Below are 10423 nucleotides of genomic sequence, written 5' to 3' on the forward strand. Positions count from 1 at the left end.
CTAGCAAATCGCGAGTTCAGCCGCGCCTTGCAGGCCCCTTTTTCTTCGGGGTTTCGCGTCCTGGGGGACGAGGGGGGCTGGAAGGGGGCGGTGGCCCGCCCCCTCCCCGTTCGCCGCGCGGAAAGCGGCACCTAAATCATCATCCGCGCAGCGGACTCAACAGAAAAGCCCTCACAAATCACAGCGCAATCAAAGGAGGACACATCTCTCCGTGAAAGCAGATTCAACAAAGCAACCCTCTCCAAATACAGAGCAATCTATCGAACACCCCCGCCTCCCCTGCTACACTAAACCCCCGCCATGACCCCGGCATCTCCTCCATGCACACCGCCCCCGCCCTCATCATCATCGACATGCAACAAGGCATGAGCCGCCCCGAAGCCGGCCCGCGCAACAACCCCCAGGCCGAAGCCAATATCGCCCAACTGCTGAACGCCTGGCGCCAGGCCGACGCGCCGCTGGTCCACGTGCGCCACATCTCCCGCACCCCGGGATCGCCGTTCTGGCCCGGCCAGCCCGGCGTCGAATTCCAGCCGGCGCTGGCCCCGCTGGCCAGCGAACACGTGATGGAAAAGAACGTGCCGGACGCCTTCGCCCACAGCGGCCTGGAACGCTGGCTGCGCGTGCGCGGCATCGAACAACTGCTCATCGTCGGCGTCAGCACCAACAACTCGGTGGAGGCCACCGCCCGCAGCGCCGGCAACCTCGGCTTCCGCACCCTGGTGGCCGCCGACGCCTGCTTCGCTTTCGACAAGGCGGACTACGCCGGCACCCCGCGCAGCGCCGACGAGGTGCACGCGATGGCGCTGGCCAATCTGGACGGCGAGTACGCCCATATCGTTCAATGCGCCGACATGCTGCGGCAGCTGCAATAAACCCTGATCAGGAGCCCAACCATGCAATTCGCCTACACCATTCTCTATGTCTCCGACGTCGCCGCCTCGCTGGCCTTCTTTGAAAACGCCTTTGGCATGAAGCGCCGCTTCCTGCACGAATCCGGCGATTACGGCGAGCTGGACACCGGCGCCACCACGCTGGCTTTCGCCGCCCACCCGCTGGGCCGGATGAATCTGCCGGAAGGCTATGTGGCGGCGGACGCCTCGCCGCTGCCGCTGGGCATGGAGATCGCGCTGACGACCGACGACGTGGCCGCCGCCCACGCCCAGGCCTTGCGCCACGGCGGCGTTGAGCTGCAAGCGCCCTCGCTCAAGCCCTGGGGCCAGACGGTGTCCCATCTGCGTTGTCCGGATGGCTTGCTGGTGGAGTTGTGCTCGCCCATTTCCACCTAAGAACCTGTTCACGATCTTTGTTAAGTACGTTGAGGCGTTGCGTAGATACGCTGGAAACCTCGTATTCGACGCGCCCCCACTCCCTTCAAGCCTGCCGACGGGTGGCAGGCCCGAGGTCTTAAGCGGCTGCCTGTTCGAGTAGCGCGACGTTAGCGCGCCATCACTGAGCGAATCAAAGATTCGCACGTAGAGAGTTCAGCCGCGCCTCGGGCCTGACGGGTCCCGGAGGGAAGCCGCAGGCCAGGCTTGCAGGGCGGCCTTTAGGGTAAAGGGAGATTTGGCCGCGCAAATCTCCCTTTCCGTTTGCCGGGCGGAACCGGCCCTAAATCATCATCCGCGCAGCGGATTCAATGCTTTGGCCAATACTTCAAATCAGAAAAGATCATGAACCGGCTCTAAAACGCCAGCCCAGCCCCAACAGCAGCACGACTCCGGCCAAGGCGGCCAGCGCCAGTTGCGGCCACGGCCCGGAGCCGCGCAGCTGGAACAAGACAAGCCCGGCGACGATCAGCGGCGCGCACGCCGCCGCGCCCTGGCGCGCCAGCCTTGACGGCAAGCCCTGGCCCAGCCGGACGGCGAGCAGCGCGCCGGTCAAGCACACCCCGGCCAAGGCGGCCAAGGCCAGGCCGGGCAGACCCAGCCAGCGCGGCAGCGTCAGCAACAGCGCGGCGCTCAGCGCGCTGCCGGCCAGTTCCACCGCCAACGGGCCGCGGGTGTCGCCGCCGGCGTAGCAGTAGCGCGCCAGCAGCGCGTTCCAGGCGCCGAACACGATGCCCGGCGCGTACAGCGCCAGCAGCAGCGGCAGGTCGCTCGCGGCCAAGCCGGCCGGCAGCAGCAGCGTCACCAGCGCCGGCGCGGCGCCGATCAGTCCGGCCGCCGCCGGCAGGGTCAGCAGGCCGCAGGCGGCCAGGCCGCGGTCCAGCAGCCGCAACCGGTCCGCGTCCTGCGCGCCGCTCATCTTGCTCAACAAGACCTGGTTCAAACTCATCAAGGCGATCAGCGGCAGATTGATCAGCTTGCGCGCCAGATTCAGCAGGGTAATCGTCCCCTCGCCCAGCAGCGAGGCGGCCAGGCGCTCCAACAAGCCCAGGCCCTGGCTGGCGGCCCCGCTGGCCAGCAGCGGCCACAGCCGCCGCCAGACCTGCCGGACATCGCCGCGGCCGGCGCGCAGCCAGGGCCGCCAGCCCAGCCGCCAGTTGCCGGGCAGCAGCGCCGCCGCCATCAACCCGCTGCCGGCCAGAAAGCATTGCGCCAGCGTCGCCGCCGCCGCGGCCGGCCCGGCCCAGTACAGATAGAGCGCCGCCGGCAGATTGAACAGCAGCGAGCCCAGTCCGGCCAGCAGGAAGCGGCCCTGCGCTTGCAACGGCGCCGCCAGCACCGCCTGGGCCAGCAGGCCGGGCGCCAGCCAGGCCAGCCAGCGCAAAGCGGCGGCGGCCGATTCCGCGTGAGCGGCGCCGATGCCGGGGGCCAGCGCCCGCGTCAGCCACGGGGCGGCCAGGCTCAGCAGCGCCGCCAGACCCAAGCCCGCGGCCAGCCAGTGGCGCAGCTGGCCGGCCAGCCAGGCGCAGCGCCGCTCCGGCGTCTGCGCTTGCCACAAGGGCAGCAGCGCGGCGGACAGCAAGCCGCCGGCCAGCAGGGTGCGCAAGGCTTCCGGCAGGAACATCGCCACCAGAAAGGCGTCGCTGCGGCCGCCGGCGCCCCAGGCGGCTACCAGCAGCCACTCGCGGGCGAAACCGGCCAGCAGGCCGGCCAGCGTGGCCAGGGTCAAGAGCGCGGCGGGACCGAACATGGGCTCAGTGTCATTAGTGGAACAGGGTGAACAGCCCCTTGCCGCCCACCTTGTAGTTGAGATCGCGCGGCCGCTCGCCCATGGGCTTGGCCCCGCTGCCGCCTACGATCTTGTACGGCGCCACTTCCTTGCCCACCACGGTGTTGGCGGTGACCACCGCGCCGCGGCCGATGCGCGCGCCGTGGCCGATCAGCGCGCCGGTGGCGATCCAGGCGTAGTCGTCGATATAGACCGGCGCGGACACCGACCAGAATTCCGGCGCGCTCAGGTCGTGACTGCCGGCGATGATCTTGGCGTAGGAGGCGATGGCGACGTGATCGCCGATGATCAGCCCGGCGCGCGCGTCCAGCAGGCAGTGCCAGGCCACGCAGCTGTCCGCGCCTATCACCAGATTGTTGACGCCCAGCACCTCGGTGTTGCGCCACACGCTGGAGCCCTTGCCGATGCGCGCGCCGCCCAGGCGCAGCCAGGCCAGCCGCAGGTGGTGGGACGGCAGCTTGTTGATCAGGATGTTGTAGCCCTGCTCCCAGGCGCGCAGCCAGCGATCCTTGAAAGTGGCCCAGTTGAGGCCGTAGCGCGGCACCAGCTGAGTGGGCACTTCGTCGCGCAACAGCGCGTAGAAGCGGCTCGCCAAGGGGTGCGGGATGCGGCTTTCCATGTCGACGGAGACGATGGACACGCGCGGTTCCGCAGCGTCGCCCTCCTCGAAGGCCACGTTGTTGGCCAGCATCCAGTCGTAGGCGGCGGCCAGTTCCGCCGCCGGCGCGCCCAGACGCGCGGCGTAGCCGTCCAGCCGCTCGCGCAGCGCGCTGCTGTGGTAAATGCGGTGGCGCAGCGTCAGCGCCGGCGCGGCGGGAAGATCGGTGGGTTTCATCGCGGTTTCGCTTTCGGATCAACGGTTTTCGGGCCGGAGGGCGCGACGGCGCTCAATAGCGGATCGCCGCGGCCGGCCAGCCGGCGCGCCGCTTGCAGATTGACGCCCATCAGCAGCCAGAACAGGCCGATCAGCACCATGGTGAAGCTGTAGTAGTGGTCGAACAGACCGGTGAGCAGCGCCGCCAGCAGGCCGGACAGGGTGCCGAGCCAGATCGCGCGCTCCGGGTCCAGCGCGGACAGCGGGCCGCGCGGCCGCGCCTCGCGCCACCAGGCCACGGTGACGGCGACGAAGAGCAGCATGCCGGGCGCGCCCAGCTTGTAAACGTAATTGAGCCAGAGGTTGGAGATGCCGAGCAGGCCGCTGTCCGGCGGCGGCGGATCCACTTTGAAACCCAGGCCCAGCGGATAGGCGCGCATCGCGTCGGGGAAGCGGCGGTATTCGTCCATGCGGATTTCCGTACTGGCGTTGCTGGCGGAGAAGGTGGTGGCCAGGCGTTCCTGCAAGGGCGGATAGAACAAGACCAGGGCCAGGCCCAGCGCCGCGGCCAGGCCGATGATGCGGCCGGCGTGGGGGGCGCGCCGCCCCCGCAGCCACAGCAAAACCACCCCCACCCTGACGATGGCCCCGCGCGAGATGCTGAACAGCAGGCCGGCCGCGCCCAGCAGCGCCACCGTCAGGCCCAGCAAGCGCCGCCAGCCGCGCTGCGCCAGGCCGTAGAAGAAGGCCAGCGGCAGAAAGAGCGCCAGCGCGCCGCCGGTGAGATTGGGATGCACCCAGGGCGAGGCCATGCGGGTGTAGTTGGCGGAGAAGATGTCGCGCACCGCTTCCGGATGGGCGTAGCGCAGTTTTTCCAGCACCGGGATGAAGCTGTTGGCGTCGCGGTCCTTGAGGAAATAGCCGATGGACAGCAGCAGCATGGCCAGCGTGCCCAGCAGCAGCGTCACGATCAGGCGGTCGCGGCTGCGTTCGTCCGGCAGCAGCAGCGGCGCCAGAAACAAGGCGGACAGATTCAGCAGCCAGCGCGCCCAGTTGACCGGGCCGTTGCCGTCGGCCTGCACCATCAGCTGGCCCGCCAGAAACGGCAGCAGGCTGAAGGCCATCAGCCACAGCAGCAGCTCTTCGGCGCGGCCGCGCGGCCATTGCAGGAGGCCGACGGCCAGCCGCGGCAGCGCCCCCAGCCAGGCCAGGCCCAGCAAGGCCTCGGACACGGTGACGCGCACGCCCAGTTGCACCGTGGCGTAAGGCGCCAGGGTGGCGGCGAGGCCGAACAGCGCCAGTCCCAGCAAGGGCGCGCGCAGCACGGCGACGCCGGCGCAGGCGGCGGCCAGCGCCAGCGCGGCGGCGGCCGGACTGAGCAGGGCCAGCAGGCCGCCGAACAACAGCCCGCAGCTCAGGGCGAGCGCGCGATTCAGCGGCGTCATGCCAGCAGCCTGTCCAGCAGTTGATCCACGCGGCGGCGGTAGGCGTCCATATCGTAGCGGCGCGCCCAGGCGCGGTTGGCGTCGACATCGCCGTCCGGCCCGGCCGCGGCCAGCCGGTGCATCAAGGCTTGCAGCTCGCCGCCGTCGTTGGGGGCGAAACGCGCCGCTTGCGGCGGCGCGACCTCGTCCAGCGCGGAGCCGGTGGCCACCGCCACCGGCGTGCCCTGCGCCAGCGCCTCGATCACCGGCAGGCCGAAGCCTTCGGCGTAGGACGGCTGCCATAGCCGTTCCGCCCCCGCGTACACCGCGCTCAGCATGGCGTCGTCCAGATCGCTGAGCCAGATCAGGCCGTCCAGCCGCCGCAGCTCCGCCGGCAGGTCTTCCGGCCGCGCCACCAGCGCCAGCGCCGGCAGGTCCGGCTGGCGCTGACGCGCTTTCCGCCATTGCTCGACGAACCAGGGCATGTTCTTGCGCGGCTCGCGCGCGCCCACCGCCAGCCAATAGCGCGCCGGCAAGCCGGCCGGCGGCTCCGCGGCCGGCCTCGCCTGCTGCGGCACCGCGTTGGGCAGCAGCGCCAGCTTGGCGCGCTGGCGCGGAAACAGCCGCGCGGCGGCGTCGGCGGTGAATTGCGACGGCGTCCAGACCGCGTCGGCGCGTTGCAGGGAGCGCGCGGTGCCGGCCCAATCGATCACGCGATAGGCCAGCGCGCGCAGCAGGCTGACGTGGTAGTTGTCCAGGGTCAGCTGGAACACATCGTGCAACAGCATGGCGTAGCGCACGCCGCCGGGCGCGCGCCAGGGCGGCAGCCCGGTGTTGGCGGTGGCGATGTAAAGATCCAGCCGCCGGGCGCGGATGGCCTGCGGCAGAAAGCGGCATTCGAAATGCCAGCGCTCGCGCGGGCGATGCAGCCCGTCGGCCGGGCTGGGCCGCGCCGGGCATTCCGCCAGCCTCCGGTGGGGATGGTCGGCCGGGCAGGCGGTGAAACGCAGCACTTCCACGTTCGGCCGCGCCGCCAGCGCGGCCTCCAGCGCCAGCACTTGCCGCGCGATGCCGGAGCGCGGCGCGGCGGTCACCGGGCGGTAGTCAATTCCGATGCGCATGTCTCAGCTCCCGGTACAAGGTTTCCAGCTGGTCGGCGGCGATGGCCCAATCGTGCCGCCGCCGCACGAATTCGCGCCCGGCCGCGCCCAGGCTGGCCGCGCGCTCCGGCCGGCTCAGCAGCGCGGCCGCCGCCTCCGCCAGTTGCTCGGCGTCGTCGCCGCGCAGGTATTCGCTGTCGGGACGCAGGTCCAGCCCGGACGCGCCCTGCGGCGTGCTCAGCAGCGGCAGGCCGGCGGCCAGCGCCTCCAGCACCTTGAGCTTGGAGCCGCCGCCCTGGCGCAGGCCGGCGATGAAGGCCGCGGCGCGCCGCTGCTGCGTCGGCAGTTCCGGCACGAAGCCCAGCCACTCCAGCCGCGCGTCCGGCCAGCGCCGCGCCCAGTCCTCCGGCATCGCGTAGCCGCATATCGCCAGCCGCGCCCGCGGCAAGCGCCGCCACAGCCTAGGCATCACTTCCGCCGCCAGCCAGACGGCGGCGTCGCGGTTGGGCGGGTATTCGAAATTGCCGACGAAGAGCAGACGCTGGCTGGCGTAATCCGGGCGGACTTCGGCGAAGGCGTCGGCGTCCACGCCGTTGATCACCACGTCCACCAGCCGGCCGCTGTGCTGGGCCATCGCCGCGGCGTCCTCCCAGGTGACGGCGGCGACGCGCTCGGCGGCGTTCAGCGCCAGGGCCGCCCAACGCCGGTAACGCCAGCGGTCCCACCAGACGAAGGGCGCGCACCAGCGCGGCAGATGCTGATAGGTGGCCGCGCCCAGTTCAGACTCGACATTGTGCTCGGTCAGCAAAAAGGGCTGACGGCGGCGGTCCAGCGCTTCCAGGAAGGGCTGCAAGCCGTAGCTGTGCTCGATCTGCACCACGTCCCAGCGCTGGCGCAGCAGGCCGTCGAATGTGCGGCTCAGATCAGGCGACAGGCCGTTGACGCTGGCCAGCATCGGGTAGGGCCCCAAGGCCGCCGCCAATAGCGTCAGCGGGTGCTTCAGCGGCCGGCGCGGCAGCACGATCAGCCGTTCCACAATGCCTTCCAGCTGGCGGCGGCAGGCCTCGCTGGCCGGTTCCTTGCTCTGCACCAGCAAGGTGATGCGGTGGCCGCGCGCCGCCAAGGCGCGCAGCAGCTGGAACTGGCGCAGCTTGCCGCCGCTGGTGGTGGGCCAGGGCAGATACGGCAGGGTCCATAGAATGCGCAGCGGCGGGCAGCCGCCAAGGGAAAGGGAGGCCGGCTTCATTCTCGCCACTCCAGGATTTGCAGCTGCGGCTTCACCGCCACGCTCAGGCTGTCGCCGGCGGCGCTCAAGACGGCGCTGCTTCCGCTCAAGGGCTGGCGCAGCGTGGCGCGGGCGACGCCGGGCAAGCGCGCCGCGCCGCCGTTCGCGCTCCAGAACATCCACAGGCGCGCGCCGTCCGGCTTGCGCCAGGCGATGCTGTACAAACCGTCCGGCGCGGCGTCCAGGCGCGGCGGCGGCGCCGGCTCCAGCCGCGGGCCGGTGATGGCGAGAAAGCGCGCCAGCGCCTTGTAGGCGGGCTTGGGCTTGCCGTTCAGATCCAGCAAGCCGTAACCGCGGTCGCGCGCGCTGGCGCGCTGGTCCAGATCGGACAGCGCGAACAGAAAGACGCGGTCGTAGTCCAGCGCGCTCATCAGCGCCAGCCGGCGCAGTAAATAATCCGCCTGGCCGTCGCGGCCGATGATGTCCTGCTCTTCCTTGGGGCCGGCGTAACTGGACCAGCCCCATTCGGTGGCCCAGATGCCCGGCGCCTTGACCTGGCGCAGCCGGGCGTTGATCTGCTGAGCGCGCAGCACGAAGTCCCGCGTTTTAGGATCATCGCCCTCAGGCTGCTGGCTGTAGGGATGGTAGGCGACGATGGTTTTCAGATTCAGCGTGCCCTTCTTGCCCAGTTCCTCCAGCATCAGGCCGCCGCGCACCGGCATCTGGCTGTAATAAGCCATGCCGGCCATCACCACCGGCTTGCCCGGCGCCGCGGCGCGCAGCGCTTCCGCGCTGGCCTGCAACAAACGGCCGTAACCTTCCGGGCTGGGCAGCGGCCGCCAGAAGCCGGGCAGATTGGGTTCGTTCCACACCTGCCAGGCGTCCACCGCCGGATAGCGCTTGGCCAACATGGCCATGCGCTTGGCGAACACCTTGTCGTCCTTGGGCGGGTACTGGTCGCTGGAACCAAGCAGCGGCGGCACGCTGCTGGCGAAGGGCGCCGATCCCACCAGGTAGAACACCGATTTGAGCTTCTGCGCCTTCAGCGTGTCCACCAGCTGATCCAGCGGCGCGAACACGAACTGGTTTTCCTTGGGTTCGTGGCGGTCCCAATGCAGGTCCACCCGCACCCAGCTCAGGCCCAGCGATTTGAGCTGCTGCATCTGGCGCTGGTATTGCTCCGGCGTGAACCAGAGAAAATGCGCGTTGACGCCGAGGAAGTCGCGCCACACCACCGGCCGGCCGGCGGTCAGCTCGGTGGTTTCGGCGCGCGGGCCGGCCGCGGCCAACGTCAGCGCCGCCGCCAGGACCAGCGTCCGCCACGCCGCGCCGCTCGCGCTAGCCATGCGCCCTCTCCCCCAGCGCGGTCTGGAACATGCGCAGAAACTGCGTCGCCACGCGCGGCCAGGCGCGTTCCCGCCCCAGGCTGCGCGCCTGTTCGCTGTGCAGACGCAAGCGCTCGGGCTGACGCAGCAGGCTGATCAGGGTCCGGGCCAGCGCCGCGCTGTCCCCACGGGCGTAGACCTCGCCGTTGCCGAAGGAGACCTCCTCGGCCAGCGCGCGCGCGTCGGAACAGACCACGCCGCGGCCGCAGGCCACGGCCCAGGACAGCGCGCCGCTGGCGCCGCACATCCGGCCCAGCAAGGCCAGCTTCCACGATTCCCGATACGGCAGCACCATGGCGTGATGGGCCTGGATCAGGCCGGGGATGTCGGTGGCCGGCAGGTCCGGCCGCCATTCCAGCATGTCCCGGTGCAGCCCCAGCAGGATGGCTTGCTGGCGCAGGGATTCCAAATAAGAGCCGGAACGGCCGAAGGCGACATCCGGGGCCACCCCGCCCGCCAGGGTCAGCCGCACCCGGTCCCGGGTGTCCGGTTCTTGCTGCAGCAGGGCCAGCGCGTCCAACACATCCTCTATGCCCTTGCCCTGGTAGATGTAGCCGAAGTACAGCAGCCGCAGCGGCCCCTGCGGCGGCAAGGCCGGCAGCGGTTCGGCGGCGATTTCGCGATTGCCGTGCGCAATGTGGAACACCCGGCCGGCCGGCAAGCGCATCCGCCGGGCCAGGCCTTCCGCACCGGTGGCCGTCAGCGTCACCAGCCGGGTCAAGCGCCGCGCCAGCCGCCGCTCGCGCGCCAGCGTCAGCGGGGCGGCCAGCAAGGCCGCGGCCTGGGCCAGCGGGCGCGGCAGCCGCCGCGGCAAGCCGGGCGGCCGCCAGACCAGGCGTTCCGGATCATGGACGGTGGCCGTCAGCCTCAAGCCCGGCTGATGGCGCGCCAACCACTCCAGCGCCATGAATTCGCCGCAACGGCCGCCGCCCAGTTCCGCGTGCACCAGGTCGAAACGCCGCCAGTCCACGTTCTGCATCTGCCAGGACAGTTCCAGCGCGTTGAGCGCCAGCGGCTGCCCGTCCAGCGGGGAGACGACGCTGACGCCTTCGTCTTCCAAAGCCCGGCGCCAGGCGTCGGCGTAGTCGGCGATGCCGTTTTGCTCCGACGGCAGCGGAGCCAGCAGGGCGATCTTCATCGGCCTTCTCCTTTCCAACGCGCCGCGCCTCTCAACACGGCGGCGGGGATTTCAAAACGGCGGCGGTTGAGCACAATGCCGTCTACCTGTCCGAACGCGGCGCCCAGGATGGCCAGCGCGTTTTCCACCACCGGCACCGGGGGGGGGGGGGGGGGGGGGGGGCGCCCCCCCCCCCCCCCCCCCGGGGGCGGCCGGCGGCGCCCCGCGGGGGGGGGGGGCG

At 70.7% G+C, this 10423-nt stretch carries 9 protein-coding genes; 2 read left to right on the top strand and 7 right to left on the bottom strand.

Annotation, left to right across the window (positions count from 1 at the left end; translation table 11 throughout):
- Window positions 1–320 precede the first annotated feature (320 nt).
- Both NK214_RS24330 and NK214_RS24335 read left to right on the top strand, forming a co-directional pair.
- Window positions 321–875, top strand: a complete 555-nt coding sequence (locus NK214_RS24330) for a cysteine hydrolase family protein (protein ID WP_253315729.1) — start codon at window positions 321–323, stop codon at window positions 873–875.
- Between the two features lie 21 nt (window positions 876–896).
- A complete protein-coding gene (locus NK214_RS24335; protein ID WP_253315730.1) occupies window positions 897–1289 on the top strand; it encodes a VOC family protein in 393 nt (130 codons plus the stop codon).
- A gap of 382 nt (window positions 1290–1671) precedes the next feature.
- Here the strand turns inward: NK214_RS24335 and NK214_RS24340 are convergent, their stop codons facing one another.
- From NK214_RS24340 to NK214_RS24370, 7 genes are read right to left on the bottom strand one after another with little or no spacing between them, the layout of a single operon-like run.
- Window positions 1672–3078: a lipid II flippase MurJ gene (locus tag NK214_RS24340; protein ID WP_253315731.1), complete on the bottom strand. Its 1407-nt coding sequence runs from the start codon at window positions 3076–3078 to the stop codon at window positions 1672–1674.
- Window positions 3079–3091: 13 nt separating this feature from the next.
- Window positions 3092–3952, bottom strand: a complete 861-nt coding sequence (locus NK214_RS24345) for an acyltransferase (protein ID WP_199225973.1) — start codon at window positions 3950–3952, stop codon at window positions 3092–3094.
- Window positions 3949–5376 (bottom strand): O-antigen ligase, encoded by a 1428-nt coding sequence (locus NK214_RS24350; protein WP_253315732.1) that lies wholly within the window; start codon window positions 5374–5376, stop codon window positions 3949–3951. The genes NK214_RS24345 and NK214_RS24350 overlap by 4 nt, the downstream gene beginning before the upstream one ends.
- Window positions 5373–6476: a glycosyltransferase family 1 protein gene (locus tag NK214_RS24355; protein ID WP_253315733.1), complete on the bottom strand. Its 1104-nt coding sequence runs from the start codon at window positions 6474–6476 to the stop codon at window positions 5373–5375. Before NK214_RS24355 ends, NK214_RS24350 begins: the two co-directional genes overlap by 4 nt.
- Window positions 6460–7701, bottom strand: coding sequence for a glycosyltransferase family 4 protein (locus NK214_RS24360; RefSeq protein ID WP_227106305.1), 1242 nt, complete (start codon window positions 7699–7701; stop codon window positions 6460–6462). Before NK214_RS24360 ends, NK214_RS24355 begins: the two co-directional genes overlap by 17 nt.
- On the bottom strand, window positions 7698–9026 hold the full coding sequence (locus tag NK214_RS24365; RefSeq protein ID WP_253315734.1) for a cellulase family glycosylhydrolase: 1329 nt from the start codon (window positions 9024–9026) through the stop codon (window positions 7698–7700). Before NK214_RS24365 ends, NK214_RS24360 begins: the two co-directional genes overlap by 4 nt.
- Window positions 9019–10203 carry a glycosyltransferase gene (locus NK214_RS24370; protein ID WP_253315735.1) on the bottom strand — a complete coding sequence of 395 codons (1185 nt, stop codon included), beginning with the start codon at window positions 10201–10203 and terminating at the stop codon, window positions 9019–9021. The genes NK214_RS24365 and NK214_RS24370 overlap by 8 nt, the downstream gene beginning before the upstream one ends.
- Window positions 10204–10423 lie beyond the last annotated feature (220 nt).

Source organism: Chromobacterium sp. S0633, assembly GCF_024158805.1.
In the GTDB taxonomy this organism is placed as follows: Bacteria; Pseudomonadota; Gammaproteobacteria; order Burkholderiales; family Chromobacteriaceae; genus Chromobacterium.

Bases quoted from the DNA above. Each gene is read 5' to 3' on its own strand.
- NK214_RS24330 (WP_253315729.1), top strand. From the start codon at position 321: ATGCACACCGCCCCCGCCCTCATCATCATCGACATGCAACAAGGCATG.
- NK214_RS24335 (WP_253315730.1), top strand. From the start codon at position 897: ATGCAATTCGCCTACACCATTCTCTATGTCTCCGACGTCGCCGCCTCG.
- NK214_RS24340 (WP_253315731.1), bottom strand. From the start codon at position 3,078: ATGTTCGGTCCCGCCGCGCTCTTGACCCTGGCCACGCTGGCCGGCCTG.
- NK214_RS24345 (WP_199225973.1), bottom strand. From the start codon at position 3,952: ATGAAACCCACCGATCTTCCCGCCGCGCCGGCGCTGACGCTGCGCCAC.
- NK214_RS24350 (WP_253315732.1), bottom strand. From the start codon at position 5,376: ATGACGCCGCTGAATCGCGCGCTCGCCCTGAGCTGCGGGCTGTTGTTC.
- NK214_RS24355 (WP_253315733.1), bottom strand. From the start codon at position 6,476: ATGCGCATCGGAATTGACTACCGCCCGGTGACCGCCGCGCCGCGCTCC.
- NK214_RS24360 (WP_227106305.1), bottom strand. From the start codon at position 7,701: ATGAAGCCGGCCTCCCTTTCCCTTGGCGGCTGCCCGCCGCTGCGCATT.
- NK214_RS24365 (WP_253315734.1), bottom strand. From the start codon at position 9,026: ATGGCTAGCGCGAGCGGCGCGGCGTGGCGGACGCTGGTCCTGGCGGCG.
- NK214_RS24370 (WP_253315735.1), bottom strand. From the start codon at position 10,203: ATGAAGATCGCCCTGCTGGCTCCGCTGCCGTCGGAGCAAAACGGCATC.